Consider the following 19,595-nt stretch of genomic DNA (forward strand, 5'->3'; position numbering starts at 1 on the left):
GAACTATTTTATCATTTAGAACAATACTTTATGATTTACCAACACATCTGACTCAACCAGCCAATGCGGGTTACAGGGGAGATAAAATCAACAGCCTGCTAGCGGCTTTTCATGATGCTAATGCCTTTCAGCAGGTTTAAGGCTTCATGCAACGGGTAGTCCCGCAGATCTGATTCCGCAGTGGCATCGGCGCTTTTTTCGTTGCTTTCTTTGCCGTCGGTATCGTCCTCATCGCCGGTTTTTTTATCGACTTCGTTGCCGTTAGATAAGTGTCCGGATAGGTCGGCTTCTTTGATCGATTCGATTTTCGCTTGCTCCAGAGCTTCCAGCTTGACTCTGGCCAGCGTGACGTCCGGCTCTATGCCTTGAGCCTGAATAGAGCGTCCGGACGGCGTGTAATAGCGCGCGGTGGTCAATTTGACCGCGCCGCCGTTGCTGGTGGGCAGTATGGTTTGCACCGAGCCTTTGCCGAACGATTTTTCGCCCATAATGATGGCCCGCTTGTGATCTTGCAGGGCCCCGGCCACGATTTCCGAAGCGGAAGCGGAGCCGCCGTTGATCAACACCACGATGGGAGCGCCGTCGATAATGTCGTCCGGCGTTGCGGAGAAACGCATCTCGGAGTTTTTGATGCGGCCTTCGGTATAAACGATCAAGCCGGATTCGATAAACGCGTCGCTGACGTCCACCGCGGCATTCAACACCCCGCCCGGGTTGTTGCGCAGGTCTAAAATAATCCCTTTCAACGGTGCTTCGTTTTCGCGTTTCAACTCCGAAATCGCATCGACCAAGCTCTCGCCGGTGCCGGATTGGAAGCTGCTGATTCTGAGATAGCCGTAGTTTTTCTCCAGCATGCGGCTTTTGACGCTTTTTACCTTGATGATGTCGCGGGTCAGCTCGAATTTCAGCGGGGCTTCGGCGCCTTCGCGTATCACCGTCAGCACGATTTGACTACCCGGTTCGCCGCGCATGAGTTTTACCGCTTCCGCCAAGGTCATGCCTTTAACCGGTCTGTCGTCTAAGCGGACGATCAAGTCGCCGGCTTTGATGCCGGCCTTTTGCGCCGGGGTATCGTCTATCGGCGATACCACCTTGACAAAACCGTTTTCCATGCCGACTTCTATGCCCAATCCGCCGAATTGGCCGGTGGTGCCTTCTTGCAGCTCTTTGTACTCTTCGTCCGCTAAATAGGCGGAATGCGGATCCAGGCCGGACAGCATGCCGCGAATGGCGTCTTCCAACAATTTCTTATCGGAAACCGGTTCGACGTAGTCTTGTTTGATGCGGCCGAAAATCTCTGTAAAGGTGCGAAGTTCCTCGAACGGCAGAGTGTCCGATGCGGCAACGGGAGCCGCTGGAGCGCCGGGTTTTTGCGCCAGTACGTTGGCGCACAAGCTGATGGTAGTACCCAGCATGAAACCGATCGATAACACTAACAGGTGAGTTTTGTTTCGCATGTGTAATAAGTCTCCGACAACCTTTGTCCTAAACGTAAATAAATTAAAGATGGGGGTGTATGCTCAATATGTAAAGTAGGCCGGATTTGGGGCTTGTGAACTAAATACAAGCGGCGAACTACTCGGCAATAAGCGTGATAGCGAATTTTTTGTCGATTTTAATCGGAATTAGGCCGTCATGGGGTGATTGTTAACTTTTACCTAATCTTCGGCACCATTTTTCCGGATCGACCGCCTTGCCTTGCTGGCGAATACCGAAGTACAGCGCCGCTTGCGATCGGCCGCCGCTACGTCCTACCGACGCTACGCTATCCCCGGCTTTGACGGTATCGCCTACGCTTTTGTTTAAGCTTTGGTTGAATGCGTACAAGCTCATATAGCCTTTGCCGTGGTTGACGATAATCATTAAACCGTAGCCGCGCAACCAATCGGCGTAAACCACCCGGCCGGCTGCCACCGCATGGATGGCGGCGCCTTCTTTGGCGGCGATCACCGTGCCGTCCCAAGTGGTTTCGAAACGTTTGCTGCCGAAACGTTCCAAAATCGCGCCTTGCACCGGCCACGGTAACTCGCCTTTCAACTCGGCAAACAACTTGCCGGCGGGCGGAGTGTCAGGCTTGGCGGATACGGGTTTCTCCGCTTGCGGTTTTGACTGTGTCGCTTCAGGCGGCGGGTCGGGATTGCGTCGTTTGACGTGTGAATCCGCATGCGAACCTTGTTCGCTATTATCGTCGGATATAGGAAGCGATGCCAGCAGCGCGGTCAGCTTTCGTTCGTCATGCAGCAAGTCGGCGAGTTGGTGTTTTTTTTCCGCCTGATCTTGCTCCAATTCGCCGATTAAGCGCTCTCTTTGTTGTTTAAGGCTGTAAAGGCGCTCGGTTTCCCGTTGTTTTTTATTCAAAGCGATTTGCAGCAATTGGGATTCCGATTGGTTTTGTTGTTCCAGCGCGCGCAATTTCTGTAAATCGTCCTGGATTGCGCGCAGATTCCGCGCTCTTGCTTTGACGATGTAGTCGTAATATTTGAGCATGCGGCCGGTAAGCGCCGGATCGTGTTGCTTGAGCAGCAAATCCAGCCCGCTACGACGGCTTTTTTCCATGATAAACGCCGATTTGACCGTGTATGCCAATTGCTCGTGTTGTTTGGACAAATCCTGTTGGGTGGCGGCGATGTCCGTACGCAACGCTTTTAACCGGGTTTCGAAGGCTTGAATGCTGATTTTTAACTCGTTTAACGCGTTAGCCTGTTCGCCGTATTGGGTTTCCAGATTGCGCAACTCTTCGAGCTGCGCGGCTTTTTCCTCGGTCAAGCGCTTTACCTGAGCGTTAACTTTCAGCTTCTGCGCCTGAATCTCGTCCAGCTGCTGTTTGGCATCCGTTTCCGAGGTCGCGTATACCGGGCGCAAACAGCACAGAACGGCCAAACAGAGCAGCATTGCGTATCTCATCGATGACTAGTCGGACTGAATCGGAAAGTTGAAAGGTACAGCTTACATTTTATCCTTCAAAAACACGCTTAGCGAATCCAAGGTGGGACAAATGAATCATATTTCAATGAAATCAGATGGTTGGCGATTCCTGCGTGCCGTCCTGGCTACTCGTTACGACAGTTTAAACCGCAACGAGCGGTGCTTTCGCACATAGTCGTGCTGCTTAAGCTAACGGCGGGCGGTAAAATGCTCGATTCCCGGCGTTTTCCGGCTTGGGCGCAATTTAACAGGCGGCCCGCATTCATCTCGGCCCGAACGCCTAAAAAATTTGGACTCTCCATGACCAGCAGCAATGCATTTACCCAGCTTCAGGCTTTTCTTAAAGACATGTTCCAATTCGGCGAACATGATCTGGACTTCGGCCTGTACCGCATCACCCGCTTGAAACGGCAATTCATCGAAAACTTCATAGCCGGCGACGGCCGGGACAGCTTGCGCGCCGTGGTGACAAACGCCTTGAGCAGCGTGCAGAACGCGCAAGTCAAGACTTCCGAACACTGGCTGGCGGGGTTTGCCGGACGCTTCGGCCAAAACGGCGCGCCGGTCTGGCAAAAATTGTATGACAACCCGTTCGACCAGGCCGCTCTCGACAAATACCAACTGCTGTTCCAGCTCAGCCCCGAGGAACAACAACACGGCGAACAGCACCTCGCCACTTGGCTGGAAGCTCGGCAGCTTGACAGCGGCAATCTGGAAGCCAAGGTTTACAACCACCTGCTGAACTTCTTCGAGCTGTATTACCAAAACGGCGACTTCGGCTATAACAGCCGCGCCGCCAGCGCCTTCAAGGTGGCTTACGAGGCCGACTACGACGGCTCGGACGTCCTGTTTCACTGGAAACACAAGGATAGCTACTACATCAAAACCGGCAACGGCTTTCACAGCGTGCGTTTTCAGCTCGATGCCGGTGAACTCGGTGAGCGCTGGCTGGAGTTCCGCCTGACTCAAGGCAGCGCCGCCGCCGCGCAAAGCGCCGAGCGCAACAATAACAAAGACAGCCAGAGCAAACGCTACCGGCTGGCTGCAATCGATTCCATACCAGAGGTTGATAAAACCGTCTGGCAAATACGTTTCGAACTGGCCGACGCCAACACACCCAAAACCGAGCTTTACCCAAGGCTATGGCAAACGCTGTTCGGCGATAGCGATTTAACGCCTTATCTGTACAAGAAACCCGGCAAACACGAAGCCTTGCCCGGCGCGCCCTTGTTCAATGACTTGAAAGACGACGCCGGCAACGCCGAGGGCGGCCAGATCAAGGGCATAGCCCAATTACGCCTGAAATGGGATAAATATCTGGACGAACTGGCCAAGCGTGACGAATTCGCCAACTTAGGCAAAAACGCCGAACAGCGCATCGAGGCCCTGGCCAGCGACGCGATTGCCAATGCCCTGTTTCAGCTCGACAAAAACCTCAACAAATTCTATGTCGGCAACGACGCCGACTACTTTATTCATAAAGACTTGCTGGGCTTTTTGAGCCGGGAGAAAAGCCGCTTCATAAAGCAAGTGGTGTTCTCCGATCTGGACAGCCTGCTGCACGCCGGCCAGGACAACGCCACCGTGTTGATAGCCCAAGCCTTCAACCAAGTGGCCGACCGTTTGATTCAGTTTTTGGCTGCCATCGAAAACTTCCAGAAAGGCTTGTTCGAACTGAAAAAGCAGGTGGTCGATAGCCACTATCTGATTTCGCTCGGCAAGATACCGGCCGAGTTTTACCCGCGCCTGCTGGACAATGCCGCCCAAGTTGGGGAATGGCGCGAGGTGTACGGCATCGACATCGCCGCGCCGGAACAACTGGCCGAGCATCCGGCCCTGGTGGTCGATACCGGCTATTACGCCGAAACCGGTCCGGACAGCGGCATCACCCGCAACCCGCTGCAAGACGATTTGCTCAGCCACCCGGTTTTCGACAATCTGGACGAACAAACCGACGGCCTGCTGGTCAATTCCGAAAATTGGCAAGCGCTGAACCTGTTGCAGGACAAGTTCCGCGGACAAATCAAGACCATTTACATCGACCCGCCCTACAACACCGGCGGCGACGGTTTTTTGTACAAGGACAGCTTCAAGCATTCCAGTTGGGCCAGCATGATCCACGACCGTCTGCAACTGGCTTACCCGCTGCTGAGTAAAAACGGCGTACTGTTTGCCAGCATAGACGATAAAGAACGCATCCAACTGGAAACTCAGTTGCGGCAGGTATTCGGCGCCGGCAATCGGGTGGAGGAACTGATCTGGGCGCAAAACTCCACCAAAAACCAGTCGCCGACCTATTCCAACAACCACGAATACATCGAAGTGTTCGCCAAGGATCTGGAAACCGTCAAGGCCGAGCCGATGATGTTCCGCGAACCCAAGCCGGGTTACGAAGAGATGATGGAACTGGTGGCGCGGTTGAACCCGGATTATCCCAGCATCGCTGAGATCGAGGCCGAAATCGCCGCGCTGTTCGAGCAGCACCGCCGCGAGTTCAGGGCCGAGCTGGAAGCACAAGGCCTAGAGTTCGATAAGAGTCTGGATTTGTGGAAGGGTCTTTACAATTACAGCCATGCCGAATACCGCGACGCCGACGGCCGTTACGTGCCGGAAGACGAGGCCCGCCGACGCGAGGCCAATATTTGGATTTGGCAGGAGGCTGACGCCTCAATGCCGCTGGTGTCCGCCGGTTCGAAAAAACCCAGCGTCAAAGACCCGAACGACCCCAATTACCGTTTCTATCAACCGTTACATCCAATTACCGGCAAACCTTGCCAGCCACCCAAACGAGGTTGGGTTTGGCCTCGTCATCCCTTGGAAGGATTCTCCCAATCGTTCAGTGAATGGGATGACGACAACCGGATTGCCTACGGCGAAACCGAGCAAAAAATTCCACGTTTAAAGCGTTTCATTCACGAAGTGGACACCAATGTCGGGCGTTCAGTTATAACTGATTACACCGACGGCGAAAAAGAACTCACAACCTTGCTGGGTAAATCGCGCAGCTTCCCCAATCCCAAACCCACCACGCTGATCGAGCGTTTCGTGCAGCAAACCGCCAATGCCGGCGACTGGGTGCTGGATTTTTTCGCCGGCTCCGGCACCACCGGCCAGGCGGTGATGCACAGCGACCGGCAACGCCGCTTTCTGCTGACCGAAATGGGCGGCTATTTCGACAGTATTTTAAAACCGCGCATCAAGCGGGTGATGTACTCGACGCATTGGCAGGACGGCCTGCCGACCCAAGCCGGTCATGTCTACCGTCTGATCAAGGTGCAAGGCCTGGAACAATACGAAGACCTGCTGGATAACCTGCACCCGGTGTGGGACGACGCCAGCCTGCCGCCGCCGGTTCCGGTCAAATACCTGTTCCGTCCGGAGCAGCAAGCTATATTGTCCACGCTGGATTTGCGCCGGCCGTTCGCCAATACCCTGACCGTAGGAAAGGCCCGGCAAACCGCAACCATAGACCTGCTGGAAACCTGGTGTTATCTGCAAGGCTATTGGCTGAAATCTCGCCGCCTGTACCGTAAAAATACTCGGCCTCTCCCTGAGGGAGAGGCGCTGGGTGAGGGCGAAACCGAATCCGGCCTGACACTGGACAGGGATTATCTGGCCGCCGAAACCACCTACGGCACATTGGTACTATTCCGCGACATCCAAATCGGCGAGGACGACAGCGCGCAAATCCGCGCCATTTTAAGCCTGTACCGCATCGAACGGCTGGAGCTGAATTTGGACGCCGATCTGCGCCAGTTGCCGTTGCCGGCTACGCTGATTCAGGCCCACGATTTTCTGCGGGGCGCGCAATGGAATTGAAGCTGTACAACCGGGTCAAGCGCGAGTTGCTGGGCGAGTTGGTCGGGAGCGCCGAAAACAACGACACTGCTTATCAAAAGTTGGTGGAAGATTTCGCCTCCGCGTCCACGACCGGCATCAAAAAAGTCTACGCCCGCCGCATCCAGGATTGGCTACGGCAATACAACAGCCTGTTGTCCCGCCCGTTCAAACTGCGCTATTACCAGATTCTGGCGCTGTATTTCACCGAATACGTGTTAAGCGAGAAACGGGCCGGTAAGGGTTTTTCCGAACAAAAGGCGCTGGCATACTGGATGGCGACCGGCAGCGGCAAAACCCTGCTGATGCATTTGAACCTGTTGCAATACATAGACCACATCGGCGGCGGTAGCGCCTTCGACGAGTTGCACATCATCCTGACCACGCCTGGTGTGAATCTGATCGAACAGCATCAGCGCGAACTCAGCGAAACCGTGCGGCATCTGAACCGGTTTTACAGCAACCGCATCAAGCTGACCTGCGAAACCACCGCCGCACTGCTGAACAAGGAAGCCGGTTTCTTCAATTTGCCGGACAACAAACGGTTGTTCCGGCTGGTGCTGGTGGACGAAGGTCATATCGGCCTGGCCGGCGGCGGCCGCGAGGTCGGCGCGTTCAAGGCCTTGCGCAGTCAATTGCTGGCGCCGGAAAACAGCTTTTTGTTCGAGTATTCCGCCACCTACCACGGCATCGCCGACAAATACGTGCAGGAATACCAGGAACAGATCGTCTACGACTACAACTATTACCGCTTTTTCAAGGACGGTTACGGTAAGGATTATGCATTTCAGTCGTTGAATGACGACCGTTTTGCCGATACCGGCCAGACCGAGGCGGGGTTTTTCGACGCCACCCTGTCTTGTTTGCAGGACAAACTGGCGACCTATGAACAACTGACGGTCAACCACGCTCGACACAGCGGCGAATTGCCGTTCAGCGGCCGTTTTCCGCACAAGCCGCTGCTGGCTTATATGGGCAATACGGTGGAAGACCCGAAAAACGAGGGCAAGGGCCGCGACGAGGTATCGGACATCCGCAAGTTCGTGGTCTGGCTGGCGCACTTGTCCACGGCGGACAAGCAGCGTTACGCCGAGGCCTTCAACGGCCAATATCTTGGCCAATTGACGCTGACCCGCAGCCCCGGTATCGCGGACGAAATCTGGTTGTCGTTCGGCGACGGCGATTATTGGGGCTTGATCAACGTCGGCAACGGCGACAAGTTTTTCAACGATTGCGCCGAACATCCGCAATTGCAGGACGAACACGGCCAGTTGCACATCACCTTGCGCAAGGCGGCGATTGTCGGCAGCCGTTACGGTTTTGCCGGTATCGACGATTTGGCCAGCCCGATCAATGTACTGGTCGGCAGCCGCAAGTTTTCGGCGGGCTGGAACTGTTACCGGGTGTCGTTGATTGGCCTGATCAATTTGGGGGCGGCCAAGGGCAATATGATCATCCAGATCTTCGGCCGCGGCGTGCGCCTGCAGGGTTTGAAGGAAGACGGCAAGCGCCGTAACAGCGAGCATTGTCTGGATTATCAAGGCTTATTGGCAGCGCCTGATTCGGCGGATAAGCAATTGCGGCGGCTGGAAACCTTGAACGTATTCAGTTTGAACCGCTCCTGGCTGGAAACCTTTTTGCAGGCCTTGAATCAGGATATTCCGGCGATTTCCGGGCCTTACTGCGTGGAGGTTCAGCCCGCCGTGGTGCGGCTCGGCAAAAAACGGCTAGCCAAAACCTTTGCCGATTACCAAGACAAGTTATTGGCCTTCAAAGTGGGCTTGAGCGAATTCGACGCGCCGCTGCAAGCGGTGTTGAATCCGGCCAGCCACGAATGGCAGTGGCGCTACCGGGATGCGAACGGGGATATCGACGGCGTGTTGCAGCCGTTTGCCATTTCTCTCGACTATCGTTCCAATCCGGCATCGGCCGGGGTGAATGTCGTCCATGATCTGAGCCATGCCTTAGCCCACTATGGCGGCTTCATGACGCCGGGGCATTTACAACGGCAACTGGCGGTCTGGTCGGTTCAGCAGCGAGTGCAATTTTATGTGGGGCAAGCCAACGATTTGCAGCCCTTGACGCTGGCGGTTCTGCTGCCCTTGCTGGCCGAAGTCCGATACGACCGCGAACTGGACAGCCGCAGTCTGGACGTGATCGAACGTATCGCCGAGGAGGTGCAACGCGACCTGCTGGACAAGGTCTTCCACAAAATCCGCTATGTGATCGACAAGCGGGCTTATCGCTACGAAGCGGTCAAGCAAGCCGTGGGCGACGAGCCGGGCGACTTCATCGAGCGCTATACCTTGACGTATGAGTTTGCCAATCAGCAAGACAAGCAACATTTCGAGGCCAAGGCCGGCACGCGCGCGGACATCGAACAGGCCTTGCAGGAAAATCGGGGGGCTTACCATATCTACGAACCGCTGTTGGGCGAAGCCGATGCGGACTTGCTGAAACCGCATAAACTCCAGCGTATTGGGATTTCGCCGGACAAACTGAACGGCGGCGAAAAGAAGTTTTTGCGCGACATCTTGGCCTACATCGATTTGAACTTTGCCCACGATCAGCGCGAGTTTTACCTGATGCGCAATGTCGAGTCCTTGCGTTCGATTGGTTTGTATCTGGAAGGCGAAACGCGGGTGTTTTATCCGGATTTCGTGTTATGGATTGTGAATGACAAGAAAAATGAGACGACGATTGTGCTATTTGACCCGAAAGGCCAGACCGGCATCATCGATGAAGCCGAGCTGGGCATCAGCGGCAAAGCGGCCTTGAACGAAAAAGTCACGGTGGCGACCGGCCGGCATCTGGCCGAACTGGCGCGGGAATTGACGGCCAAAACCGGCCGCAAAGTCATGATTCATTCGTTCATTCTGTTGCGGGACAGTTCCAAGCTGGGCAGGCCGAAAGGCAGTTCGCTGACCGATAAGGAACTCGCCTTAGCCGAAGAGATGATCCGGCAGCATATTCTGCGTCTGGATTGGCACGAAAAACGGGAAAACGGTAGCCGGGGGTTCAGGCTGGATAACGGCGAAACCTGTCTGAGCCGGCTATTCGCCCAAATTGCCGGGCAAGAATCGGGTAGCTGAGCTGCTTCGTTCCGCGGGTGGGCCGGAGGGCGAACCTGAAAGGTTTTAGCGGTTTTACCGGGCGGGCCGGTTTGCGTTTTCGCCAGCGTTCCAGCTATGGTATAAAAACCGCCGGCCGAGCGGAAACCGCTCGGCGCGACACCCTAAAATCAATAACAAGCAAACTATGCCGCGGGAGTTTACCTATGGGTATCATGCAGGAATTTAAAGAATTTACCATGAAGGGCAATGTCGTCGACATGGCGGTCGGCGTGATCATCGGAGCAGCATTCGGTAAAATCGTCACCTCGCTGGTCAGCGACGTGATCATGCCGCCGATAGGTGTGTTGCTGGGCGGCGTCGACTTTACCGACTTGGCCGTGACCATACAGGCCGCCGCTAAAGCGGCGGACGGCAGCGTGATACCGGCGGTGGTGATTGGCTACGGTAAATTCATTCAGACCGTCATCGATTTTCTGATCGTGGCCGCCGCGATTTTCGGCATGATCAAAATTCTCAGCTCGTTCAAGAAAAAAGCCGAGCCGGCCCCGGAAGCTCCACCGGTCCCGTCCAATCAAGAACTGCTGCTGGCAGAAATCCGGGATTTATTGAAAAACAAATAATCCTTAGCAGACAATCGCTTAGAACGCTGGGATTGTAGCCCGGCGTTCAGATCCGATATTCCGCCGAGCGGGCATGGGCGGTCAAACTTTCTCCGCGAGCCAGCACGGAGGCGGTTTTGCCTAGTTCCGCAGCGCCTTGAGCCGAACAATTGATCAAGCTGCTGCGTTTTTGGAAATCGTATACGCCAAGCGGCGACGAATAACGGGCGGTGCCGGATGTCGGCAGCACGTGGTTGGGGCCGGCGCAGTAATCGCCCAGGGCTTCGGCGGTGTAGCGGCCCATGAAGATGGCGCCGGCGTTGCGGATCTGTTCGGCCAAGGCTTGCGGCTCGGCCACCGACAGTTCCAGATGTTCCGGGGCGATGCGGTTGGCGACTTCGGCCGCTGCCGATAAATCCGGCACTTTGATGAAGGCACCGCGTCCGGTCAAGGAGGCGCGAATGATGTCGGCCCGCTCCATCGTCGGCAGCAGGCGGTTGATGCTGGCTTCGACCCGCTCCAAAAACTCGGCGTTATCGCTGATCAAAATCGCTTGCGCGTTTTCGTCGTGTTCGGCCTGGGAAAACAAATCCATCGCGATCCAATCCGGCTCGGTTTGGCCGTCGCAAATTACCAGGATTTCGGAGGGGCCGGCGATCATGTCTATGCCGACCTGGCCGAATACCAGTTTTTTAGCGGTTGCTACATAGATGTTGCCGGGGCCGACGATTTTATCCACCGCCGGCACGGTTTCGGTGCCGTAGGCCAAAGCCGCGACCGCTTGAGCGCCGCCTATCGTGAATATCCGGTCGACGCCGGCGAGATAGGCGGCCGCCAATACCATCGCGTTGGTTTCGCCGCGCGGCGTAGGCACCACCATGATCAATTCGCCGACCCCGGCAACCTTGGCCGGAATCGCGTTCATCAACACCGAGGACGGATAAGCCGCTTTCCCGCCCGGTACGTACAAGCCGGCCTTGTCCAGCGGCGTGACATTTTGCCCCAGCAGGGTGCCGTCGGTTTCGACAAACTGCCATGACTGCAGTTTTTGCCGTTCGGCGTAAGCCCGGATGCGTGCGGCCGCGGTTTGCAAGGCTTGGGCTTGAGCGGCGGGCAGACTTTCCCAGGCTTGTTGCAAGGCCGTTTTGCTGAGTTCCAACTCGGTGCCGCAAGTAAAAGCCGTGGCATCGAAGCGGTTGGTGTATTCGATTAGCGCCGCGTCGCCGCGCCGGCGGATGTCGGCGATGATGTCCAGCACCCGTTTGTGGATTTCCAAATCTTCGCCGGCATCCCATGCCAAACGTTGCTTGAGTCGGCTAGCGAAATCGGCGGCGGCATAATCCAGCCGAAACATGGAAAGTGCAGTCATGACTGTGCCCTCTTAGCCAGGGTGGTTTCGAATTGGTCGATTAAAGCCTGAATAGCTTGATGTTTCATTTTCATGGCCGCCTTGTTGACTACCAGCCGCGAGGTAATGTCGGCGATCAATTCGCGCGGCTCCAGGCCGTTGGCTTTCAGGGTATTGCCGGTATCGACCAGATCGACGATGCAATCGGCCAAACCGACCAGCGGAGCCAGTTCCATCGAGCCGTACAATTTGATGATCTCGGCCTGGATGCCGAGATTCGCGAAATAACGTTGCGCCGATTTGACATACTTGGTAGCCACCCGCAAGCGTCCCTTGACCGGCGGTGCGCCGACCGGCCCGGCCGTCATCAGCCGGCAGCCGGCTATGCCTAAATCCAAGGGTTCGTACAAACTTTCCGCGCCGTGCTCCATCAGCACGTCTTTGCCGGCGATACCCAGGTCGGCCGCGCCGTATTCGACGAAGGTCGGCACGTCGGTGGCGCGAATGATCACCAGTTGTACGTCCGGGCGGGTGGTTTGCAAAATCAGCTTGCGGCTTTTATCCGGGTCGTCTACCGGAGTAATGCCGGCTTGTTCGAGAAACGGCAAGGCTTCTTCGTAAATCCTGCCTTTGGAAACGGCGATGGTCAGCATGGGAAGGTTTCGCTTATTCGGGTACCCGGCGTATGGTCGCGCCTAATTGAGTCAATTTTTCTTCGATGTGATCGTAACCGCGGTCGATGTGATAAATCCTGTCGACCAACGTGTCGCCGTCCGCCACCAAACCGGCCAACACCAAACTAGCCGAGGCGCGCAGGTCCGTGGCCATGACCGGTGCGCCGGTCAAACGTTCTATGCCGGAAATAATCGCGGTATTGGACTCCAGCCGGATTTGCGCCCCCATGCGTTGCAACTCTTGCATGTGCATGAAGCGGTTTTCGAATACCGTTTCGGTGATCACGCCCACTCCGTCGGCCACCGCATTCAATGCGGTAAATTGGGCTTGCATGTCGGTCGGAAACGCCGGATAGGGGGCGGTGCGCACCGAAACGGCGTGCGGGCGGCGGCCTTCCATGTCCAATTCTATCCAGTTATCGCCGCAGGTGATTTTTGCGCCGGTTTCTTTCAGTTTGTCCAGCACCGCGTCCAGCAAGGTCGGATCGGTATTTTTCAATTTGACTCGGCCGCGGCTGATCGCGCCGGCTACCAAATAGGTGCCGGTTTCGATCCGGTCCGGCAGAATGTCATAGTGCAAACCCGGCCGGCCCAGCCGTTCAACGCCCTCTACCGTCAAAATATCGGTGCCTATGCCGCTGATTTTGGCGCCCATCTTGTTTAAAAAATGCGCCAAATCGGAAACCTCGGGTTCCTTGGCGGCATTTTCGATAATGGTAGTGCCCTCGGCCAGGGTGGCGGCCATCAGAATGTTTTCGGTGCCGGTCACGGTGATTTTTTCCAGTACCAGGCGGCAGCCCTTTAAGCGCTTGGCTTTGGCATGGATGTAGCCGGCCTCGACCTCGATATCCGCACCCATTTTAACCAACGAGTCGATATGGATGTCCACCGGTCTGGAACCTATCGCGCAGCCGCCCGGCAGCGACACGTGCGCTTCGCCGAAGCGGGCCAGCAGCGGACCTAATACCAGGATGGAAGCGCGCATGGTTTTGACCAGTTCGTAGGGCGCTTCGTATTTGTCGATGCGGCTGCTGTCGACTTCGACGTTCATTTTTTCGTCGACCAGCAGCCGCACGCCCATTTGCCCCAACAGTTCCAGGCTGGTGGTGATGTCGCGCAAATGCGGCACGTTGCCGATACTGACCGGCAGTTCGGATAGTATGGTTGCGGCTAAAATCGGCAAAGCGGCGTTTTTGGCGCCGGATATTTTGATTTCGCCCGATAAGGGGTTGCCGCCGGTAATCAGTAATTTATCCATCGATGTTTGTAAAGGAAGTGAAGCGGTTCAAGCGCCGGCGCCGGAAAAATAGTCGGTTTTATCCAAACCGCTTAATCTGGCGAGGGCCAACAATTGTTCCGGTACGTTTTTGAAGGTTAAGCGCGCGCGTATCATCCTGCTGTGGCGAATCCATTCGATCATTAACGCCAAGCCGGCACTGTCGGTGGTCTTGACTTGGGCCAAATCGATGCAGATTTCGTCTATGCCTTTCAGGTATCGAAACGACTGCAAGCTGTGCTTGTCGATGTTGGCAAAGGTCAAATTGCCTTCCACGCTGAAATAGCCGGGCGCTTGCTCGGTAAGGTTCAATCTGCCCATTATTTGCTATCCGCTTTGTTCAGCAAAAACTTGCCTATCATTTGCTCCAGCACGATGGCCGAACTGGTGATGTCGATTTGGCTTTTGTCTTGTAGATAGTCGTCCGACGAGCCCGGATCGATGCTGATGTATTGCTCGCCCAACAAGCCGGCGGTATAGATGCTGGCCGCGGAATCCATAGGCAGATTGTCGTACCGGGATTCGATGCGCATTGTCACTATCGACTCGTGGCTGTCTTTATCCAAAGCGATCGAAGATACTCGACCGATGCGCACGCCGGCGACCGAGACCGGCGATTTGACTTTCAATCCCCCGGAATTTTGAAACCGCGCGGTCACCGTATAGCTGTCGTTGCTGGTGTAAGTGCCCAGGTTGCTGATTTGTAGCGCCATGTAAAACAGGGCGCCTATGCCCGCGGCCACGAACAAGCCGACCAGGGTGTCCTGTGTGTGCGAGTGCTGCATGTTAAATGTCTCCGAACATCAAAGCCGTTAAAATGAAATCCAAGCCTAAAATGGCAAACGCCGAATTGACCACGGTACGGGTGGTGGCGCGGCTAACCCCTTCGGAAGTCGGGACGGCGTCGTAACCTTCGAACAATGCGATCCAAGACACTACAAAACCGAATACCAAGCTTTTCACCCAGCCGTTGACGATGTCTTCGCGAAAATCGATGCCGGCTTGCATTTGTGCCCAGAACGAGCCGTCGTCGACGCCCAGCATGCCGACCCCGACCAGATAACCGCCCATTACGCCTATGGTGCTGAAAATTGCCGCCAGTAACGGGTTGGAGAGCAAGCCGGCCAAAAAGCGCGGCGAAATGATGCGGTTGATAGGGTCTACCGCCATCATTTCCATGCCGGACAATTGTTCGGTGGCTTTCATCAAACCGATCTCGGCGGTCAAGGCCGATCCGGCCCGGCCGGCGAATAACAGGGCCGAAACGACCGGGCCTAATTCGCGCACCAGCGAGGCGGCCACCATCAGCCCCAAGGACTCTTCGGCGCCGAAGTCCGACAGGATATAAAAACCTTGCAGTGCCAGCACCATGCCGACGAACAGCCCGGATATGGCGATGATCAAAAACGACAGCACGCCGACCGAATACATTTGTTTGGTCAGTAAATTCAGGCGCGGCAGCACTTCGCCTATGCCGGACAGGGTGTGCAGCAGAAAGAACGTGCCGCGCCCCAATTTGGCGAAACCGACGCGGGTGGTTTGTCCCAATGATTCCAAGTAATGCAACATGTTTTGCCGAACCGCGTTATTTAGAGGCTAATAAATCGTCGAGATAGTCGCGCGCGGGGTAATGAAAGTGCACCGGTCCGTCCGCATCGCCGTTCATGAATTGGCGCACCCACTCGGATTGCGACACCGCCAATTGTTGCGGTGTGCCTTGCCCGATGATTTTACTGTCCGATAATACGTAGACGTAATCGGCAATCGCCGCAGTTTCCTGCACGTCGTGCGACACCACGATGCTGGTCAAACCCAAGGTGTTGTTCAACGATTTGATCAAATGCACCAACACGCCCATGGAAATCGGGTCTTGGCCGGTGAACGGCTCGTCGTACATGATCATCATCGGGTCCAAGGCAATCGCCCGTGCCAACGCTACCCGCCGCGCCATGCCGCCGGACAATTCGGCCGGCATCAACTCGCGCGCGCCGCGCAAACCCACGGCGTTCAATTTCATCAACACTAAGGTACGGATCATCGATTCGGGCAAATGGGTGTGCTCGCGCAACGGAAACGCCACGTTATCGTACACGTTCATGTCGGTCAGCAGCGCGCCGCTTTGAAACAACATGCCCATCCGTTTGCGTAGCGCGTAAAGTTGCTTGGTTTTCAAACGATGCACGTCTTGTCCGTCTACCAGGATTTGTCCGGCATCCGGATACAACTGCCCGCCGATCAATTTCAGCAAGGTGGTTTTACCGGTGCCGCTCGGGCCCATGATCGCAGTCACTTTGCCGCGCTGTATGGTCAGGCTGACGTCGTCGAAAATCTTCCGGGCGCCGCGGGAGAAACTAAGATTTTTGACGGCGACGATAGAGTCGTGAGAGACGGCGCGGCTAGGCATTTGCTTGAATTTGCGGAAAATGGCGGCAACTGTAATCGGCTATTGTCCCCGACCCGCCGAGAACAAGTCAATGACTCGGGATGAAAACACAGGCCATAACATGCAATAATAGTACCTTTTTTAACGCGGCAAATTGGCGATGGGTTTTCAGCAAGATCAGGACGTTCAGGCATTGGCGCTCGCGGTGATACAAACCGAGATGCAGGCCGTGGCCGATCTGGTGGAACGCATAGACCGGCAATTCGTAGCCGCCTGTCGGCAACTGCTGGCTTGCCAAGGCCGCGTGGTCGTCACCGGCATGGGCAAGTCCGGACATATCGCCGGCAAAATCGCCGCAACCCTGGCCAGTACCGGTACCCCGGCGTTTTTCGTGCATCCCGGCGAAGCCAGTCACGGGGATTTGGGCATGATCACTCGCCAGGACGTGGTGTTGGCTTTATCCAATTCCGGCAACACCGAAGAAATTTTGACTATCCTACCCATCATTAAGCGCTTGGGGGTGCCGTTAATCGCGATGACCGGCAATCCGGAGTCGCCGTTGGCTCAGTTTGCCAGCGTACATATCAACGTCGGCGTGTCGCAGGAAGCCTGTCCGCTGGGTTTAGCTCCCACCTCCAGTACCACCGCGGCTTTGGTGATGGGAGACGCATTGGCGGTATCTTTGTTGCAGGCGCGGGGGTTTACCCGCGACGACTTCGCGCTGTCGCATCCGGGGGGCAGCTTGGGCAAGCGCCTGCTGTTGCAAGTGCAGGACGTCATGCACTGCAACGGGGAAATACCTAAGGTGTCCGATGCCGTTTTGGTTAAACAGGCTTTGCTGGAGATGACCGACAAGAAACTCGGCATGACCGCCGTGGTCAACGGCGAGGGCAAAGTGAGGGGCATATTTACCGACGGCGACTTGCGCCGCATGCTGGAGAAAAATCTGGATGTACACACGACGCCGGTGTCCGAGGTTATGACCGAAACCTGTACTACGATTGCGGCGGACATCCTGGCTGCAGAAGCGATGCAAATTATGGAAACCAAGAAAATCAACGCCTTGCTTGTGGTAGACGCCGACAAGAGCCTGCTCGGCGCGTTGAATATGCACGATCTGTTGCGCGCGGGTTTGCGCTAATCGGCGATGACGGAAGCGCTCAATCATTTAAGCGGCGAACAGCGCGCCAAAATCAGCCGGCTGAAATTGCTGATTTTGGACGTTGACGGCGTACTCACCGACGGCAGGCTGTTTTTCGACGATAGCGGCAAGGAGTACAAATGCTTTCACGCCCGCGACGGCCACGGCATTAAATTGTTGCGGCAAACCGGCGTGGAAGTTGCGGTCATTTCCGGTCGCAAGTCGCATTCCGTGACGCTTAGGATGCAAAGTTTGGGGGTTGACCGGGTTTATCAAGGTCACGAAAACAAACGGGCCGCCTTCGCCGAGCTGTTGGACGCGCTGGATCTAAAAGCCGGTCAAGCCGCCCACGTCGGCGACGATATTTTAGACTTGCCCATCATGACTCAGGTCGGATTTGCGGTGGCGGTTGCCGACGCGCATTTCGCGGTCAGGCAACGCGCCGATTGGTGTACTCAAAATCCCGGCGGTTTAGGCGCGGTTCGCGAGGTATGCGATCTGATCATGCTGGTACAAAACACCTTCGACGCGGCGCTAAAGGCTTACTTATGAGCTTTTGGGACAAATATCAGCTATACGTTTACGTAGCTTTGCTGGCGCTGGCCTCGTGGTGGCTGCAGCAGCGTTACGAACAACAACAAGCGGAAATCAAAGTGGCCGAAAACAGCCCGGATTTTTATAGCGAAAGCTACAGCAAAGTACAAATGGACACGGACGGCCTACCGAAAAACCAATTGCACGCCAAAGCGATGCAACATTACAAAGCGGACGGGACAACCCACTTGCAGCAGCCGGTGATGACCTTGTTCAACGCCAACGCGGCGCCTTGGCTGATAACCGCCGATAGCGCAATCTTGGCGGCCGACGGCGATCATTTGCAGCTAAACGGCGAAACCCACATCAGCCGGGAGGCGCGTGTCGGTAAGCCTGCGTTGCGAGTCAATACTTCCGACTTAAACGTCGTACTCTCGACGCATTACGCCGAAACCGCGGCGTGGGCGGAGATTGTCAGTGTGCCCAACAAAACCGCGGGCATCGGTATGGAAGTGACCTTTGTCAGTCCGGTTAACTTGAAGCTATTGTCCAAGGTAAAAGGGCGTTATGAAGTTAAATAAAATAATGCTGAGCGTTTTTATCCCGTTATTGGCCGTACAGCCGATAGCCGCCTTAGAATCGGATCCCGAGCAACCGGTTTACATCGACTCGGACCAGGCCACTTACAACGAAAAAGCCGAAACCAGTACTTATACCGGCAACGTGGTAGCGACCCAGGGCAGTATCAAAATCGATGCCGACAAGCTGGTGGTGTATCTGAAAAACGGCGACATCGTCAAGCTGGTCGCGACCGGGAATCCGTCCAAATTCAAGCAATTGCCGGCCGCCGGCAAAGACGAAATTCACGGCGAGGGCTTGGTGAACGAGTTTTATCCGGACAAAAATCTGTTGATTTTCACCAAAAACGCTTCGGTGTGGCAGGGCGACGCCCGGCAATCCAGCGATTACATCGAGTACGACACCAAAAATTCGTTGCTGAAAGCCGGCGAGGCCAGTTCGGACGGGAAACGCGTACATTCCGTGATCAAACCTAAAGCGAAAAAAACTCCCTGATATGGCCCGGCTGCGCGCGAACCAACTCTTCAAAAGCTATAACCGGCGCAACGTGGTCGACGGCGTCAGCCTGCAGGTCGATACCGGCGAGGTAGTCGGCTTGCTCGGTCCAAACGGCGCCGGCAAGACTACCAGTTTCTATATGCTGGTCGGTCTGATCAAGGCCGAGGCCGGCGAAATTTTTCTGGACGAGCTAAGCATCACCCATCACCCTATGCACCGGCGCGCCCGCCTGGGTATCGGTTATTTGGCCCAGGAAGCGTCGGTGTTTCGCAAATTGAACGTAGCCGACAACCTGCGGGCGGTGCTGCAAATCCGTAACGATTTGACCGACGGCCAGATCGAATTGATGATAGACGAACTGTTGGGCGAGTTCGGCATCAGCCACTTGCGCAGCCAAATCGCACTGGGATTGTCCGGCGGAGAAAGGCGTCGGGTCGAAATAGCCAGGGCTCTCGCCTCCGAGCCGCAATTTATTTTGCTCGACGAACCTTTTGCCGGCGTAGATCCCATCTCGGTATTAGAATTGCAAAAAATCATCGCGCATTTGAAAAATCGCGGTATAGGGATATTGATCACCGAACACAAAGTTAGGGAAACTCTGCAAATATGCGACCGGGCCTACATTATGAATGCCGGCCGCGTGATCGCCGAAGGGCCGTCGCGCGAGTTGGTCGATAATGAGGAAGTACGCCGGGTTTATCTGGGCGACACATTTAGTCTATAGCGA

The 19,595-nt window shown here is 55.6% G+C and carries 17 protein-coding genes; 8 read left to right on the forward strand and 9 right to left on the reverse strand.

What is annotated here, in order from left to right; genetic code table 11:
* Nucleotides 1–98: 98 nt before the first annotated feature.
* On the reverse strand, nucleotides 99–1,457 hold the full coding sequence (locus F1E05_RS03970; RefSeq protein WP_150046940.1) for a S41 family peptidase: 1,359 nt from the start codon (nucleotides 1,455–1,457) through the stop codon (nucleotides 99–101).
* A gap of 190 nt (nucleotides 1,458–1,647) precedes the next feature.
* The gene (locus F1E05_RS03975) at nucleotides 1,648–2,892 is read right to left on the reverse strand and encodes a murein hydrolase activator EnvC family protein (protein WP_190303241.1); all 1,245 of its coding nucleotides are present in this window, start codon (nucleotides 2,890–2,892) and stop codon (nucleotides 1,648–1,650) included.
* Between the two features lie 333 nt (nucleotides 2,893–3,225).
* On the opposite strand from F1E05_RS03975, the gene F1E05_RS03980 reads away from it, so the two are divergent.
* The 3 genes from F1E05_RS03980 to mscL all read left to right on the forward strand — a co-directional run bounded on the left by F1E05_RS03980 (nucleotide 3,226) and on the right by mscL (nucleotide 10,456).
* A complete protein-coding gene (locus F1E05_RS03980; RefSeq protein WP_190303242.1) occupies nucleotides 3,226–6,744 on the forward strand; it encodes a site-specific DNA-methyltransferase in 3,519 nt (1,172 codons plus the stop codon).
* Nucleotides 6,735–9,854 carry a DEAD/DEAH box helicase family protein gene (locus tag F1E05_RS03985; RefSeq protein ID WP_150046945.1) on the forward strand — a complete coding sequence of 1,040 codons (3,120 nt, stop codon included), beginning with the start codon at nucleotides 6,735–6,737 and terminating at the stop codon, nucleotides 9,852–9,854. The genes F1E05_RS03980 and F1E05_RS03985 overlap by 10 nt, the downstream gene beginning before the upstream one ends.
* A 185-nt stretch (nucleotides 9,855–10,039) precedes the next feature.
* Entirely contained in the window at nucleotides 10,040–10,456 is a 417-nt protein-coding gene (gene mscL / locus F1E05_RS03990) for a large-conductance mechanosensitive channel protein MscL (protein ID WP_150046947.1), read from the forward strand.
* 46 nt (nucleotides 10,457–10,502) lie between these two features.
* Here the strand turns inward: mscL and hisD are convergent, their stop codons facing one another.
* The 7 genes from hisD to F1E05_RS04025 are packed head-to-tail and all read right to left on the reverse strand — an operon-like array spanning nucleotide 10,503 to nucleotide 16,137.
* On the reverse strand, nucleotides 10,503–11,804 hold the full coding sequence (gene hisD, locus F1E05_RS03995) for a histidinol dehydrogenase (RefSeq protein WP_150046949.1): 1,302 nt from the start codon (nucleotides 11,802–11,804) through the stop codon (nucleotides 10,503–10,505).
* Entirely contained in the window at nucleotides 11,801–12,436 is a 636-nt protein-coding gene (hisG, locus tag F1E05_RS04000) for an ATP phosphoribosyltransferase (protein WP_150046951.1), read from the reverse strand. Before hisG ends, hisD begins: the two co-directional genes overlap by 4 nt.
* A gap of 13 nt (nucleotides 12,437–12,449) precedes the next feature.
* The gene (gene murA, locus F1E05_RS04005; protein ID WP_150046953.1) at nucleotides 12,450–13,715 is read right to left on the reverse strand and encodes a UDP-N-acetylglucosamine 1-carboxyvinyltransferase; all 1,266 of its coding nucleotides are present in this window, start codon (nucleotides 13,713–13,715) and stop codon (nucleotides 12,450–12,452) included.
* 27 nt (nucleotides 13,716–13,742) lie between these two features.
* Complete coding sequence (locus tag F1E05_RS04010) at nucleotides 13,743–14,054, reverse strand: STAS domain-containing protein (RefSeq protein WP_150046955.1); 312 nt, start codon at nucleotides 14,052–14,054, stop codon at nucleotides 13,743–13,745.
* Nucleotides 14,054–14,518: an outer membrane lipid asymmetry maintenance protein MlaD gene (gene mlaD / locus F1E05_RS04015; RefSeq protein ID WP_150046958.1), complete on the reverse strand. Its 465-nt coding sequence runs from the start codon at nucleotides 14,516–14,518 to the stop codon at nucleotides 14,054–14,056. Before mlaD ends, F1E05_RS04010 begins: the two co-directional genes overlap by 1 nt.
* 1 nt (nucleotide 14,519) lies before the next feature.
* The gene (mlaE, locus tag F1E05_RS04020) at nucleotides 14,520–15,302 is read right to left on the reverse strand and encodes a lipid asymmetry maintenance ABC transporter permease subunit MlaE (protein ID WP_150046960.1); all 783 of its coding nucleotides are present in this window, start codon (nucleotides 15,300–15,302) and stop codon (nucleotides 14,520–14,522) included.
* A gap of 16 nt (nucleotides 15,303–15,318) precedes the next feature.
* The gene (locus tag F1E05_RS04025) at nucleotides 15,319–16,137 is read right to left on the reverse strand and encodes an ABC transporter ATP-binding protein (RefSeq protein ID WP_150046962.1); all 819 of its coding nucleotides are present in this window, start codon (nucleotides 16,135–16,137) and stop codon (nucleotides 15,319–15,321) included.
* Between the two features lie 139 nt (nucleotides 16,138–16,276).
* On the opposite strand from F1E05_RS04025, the gene F1E05_RS04030 reads away from it, so the two are divergent.
* The 5 genes from F1E05_RS04030 to lptB are packed head-to-tail and all read left to right on the forward strand — an operon-like array spanning nucleotide 16,277 to nucleotide 19,592.
* A complete protein-coding gene (locus F1E05_RS04030) occupies nucleotides 16,277–17,257 on the forward strand; it encodes a KpsF/GutQ family sugar-phosphate isomerase (RefSeq protein ID WP_150046964.1) in 981 nt (326 codons plus the stop codon).
* Between the two features lie 6 nt (nucleotides 17,258–17,263).
* Entirely contained in the window at nucleotides 17,264–17,809 is a 546-nt protein-coding gene (gene kdsC, locus F1E05_RS04035; protein ID WP_150046965.1) for a 3-deoxy-manno-octulosonate-8-phosphatase KdsC, read from the forward strand.
* Nucleotides 17,806–18,372 (forward strand): LPS export ABC transporter periplasmic protein LptC, encoded by a 567-nt coding sequence (lptC, locus tag F1E05_RS04040; RefSeq protein WP_150046967.1) that lies wholly within the window; start codon nucleotides 17,806–17,808, stop codon nucleotides 18,370–18,372. The genes kdsC and lptC overlap by 4 nt, the downstream gene beginning before the upstream one ends.
* A complete protein-coding gene (gene lptA / locus F1E05_RS04045) occupies nucleotides 18,359–18,865 on the forward strand; it encodes a lipopolysaccharide transport periplasmic protein LptA (RefSeq protein WP_150046970.1) in 507 nt (168 codons plus the stop codon). Before lptC ends, lptA begins: the two co-directional genes overlap by 14 nt.
* A gap of 1 nt (nucleotide 18,866) precedes the next feature.
* Nucleotides 18,867–19,592 (forward strand): LPS export ABC transporter ATP-binding protein, encoded by a 726-nt coding sequence (lptB, locus tag F1E05_RS04050; protein ID WP_150046972.1) that lies wholly within the window; start codon nucleotides 18,867–18,869, stop codon nucleotides 19,590–19,592.
* Nucleotides 19,593–19,595 lie beyond the last annotated feature (3 nt).

Source organism: Methylomonas rhizoryzae, assembly GCF_008632455.1.
GTDB classification, from domain to species: Bacteria; Pseudomonadota; Gammaproteobacteria; order Methylococcales; family Methylomonadaceae; genus Methylomonas; species Methylomonas rhizoryzae.

Excerpts from the sequence above, each read along its gene's own strand:
- F1E05_RS03970 (WP_150046940.1), bottom strand. The coding sequence starts at position 1,457 with ATGCGAAACAAAACTCACCTGTTAGTGTTATCGATCGGTTTCATGCTG.
- F1E05_RS03975 (WP_190303241.1), bottom strand. The coding sequence starts at position 2,892 with ATGCTGCTCTGTTTGGCCGTTCTGTGCTGTTTGCGCCCGGTATACGCG.
- F1E05_RS03980 (WP_190303242.1), top strand. The coding sequence starts at position 3,226 with ATGACCAGCAGCAATGCATTTACCCAGCTTCAGGCTTTTCTTAAAGAC.
- F1E05_RS03985 (WP_150046945.1), top strand. The coding sequence starts at position 6,735 with ATGGAATTGAAGCTGTACAACCGGGTCAAGCGCGAGTTGCTGGGCGAG.
- mscL (WP_150046947.1), top strand. The coding sequence starts at position 10,040 with ATGGGTATCATGCAGGAATTTAAAGAATTTACCATGAAGGGCAATGTC.
- hisD (WP_150046949.1), bottom strand. The coding sequence starts at position 11,804 with ATGACTGCACTTTCCATGTTTCGGCTGGATTATGCCGCCGCCGATTTC.
- hisG (WP_150046951.1), bottom strand. The coding sequence starts at position 12,436 with ATGCTGACCATCGCCGTTTCCAAAGGCAGGATTTACGAAGAAGCCTTG.
- murA (WP_150046953.1), bottom strand. The coding sequence starts at position 13,715 with ATGGATAAATTACTGATTACCGGCGGCAACCCCTTATCGGGCGAAATC.
- F1E05_RS04010 (WP_150046955.1), bottom strand. The coding sequence starts at position 14,054 with ATGGGCAGATTGAACCTTACCGAGCAAGCGCCCGGCTATTTCAGCGTG.
- mlaD (WP_150046958.1), bottom strand. The coding sequence starts at position 14,518 with ATGCAGCACTCGCACACACAGGACACCCTGGTCGGCTTGTTCGTGGCC.
- mlaE (WP_150046960.1), bottom strand. The coding sequence starts at position 15,302 with ATGTTGCATTACTTGGAATCATTGGGACAAACCACCCGCGTCGGTTTC.
- F1E05_RS04025 (WP_150046962.1), bottom strand. The coding sequence starts at position 16,137 with ATGCCTAGCCGCGCCGTCTCTCACGACTCTATCGTCGCCGTCAAAAAT.
- F1E05_RS04030 (WP_150046964.1), top strand. The coding sequence starts at position 16,277 with ATGGGTTTTCAGCAAGATCAGGACGTTCAGGCATTGGCGCTCGCGGTG.
- kdsC (WP_150046965.1), top strand. The coding sequence starts at position 17,264 with ATGACGGAAGCGCTCAATCATTTAAGCGGCGAACAGCGCGCCAAAATC.
- lptC (WP_150046967.1), top strand. The coding sequence starts at position 17,806 with ATGAGCTTTTGGGACAAATATCAGCTATACGTTTACGTAGCTTTGCTG.
- lptA (WP_150046970.1), top strand. The coding sequence starts at position 18,359 with ATGAAGTTAAATAAAATAATGCTGAGCGTTTTTATCCCGTTATTGGCC.
- lptB (WP_150046972.1), top strand. The coding sequence starts at position 18,867 with ATGGCCCGGCTGCGCGCGAACCAACTCTTCAAAAGCTATAACCGGCGC.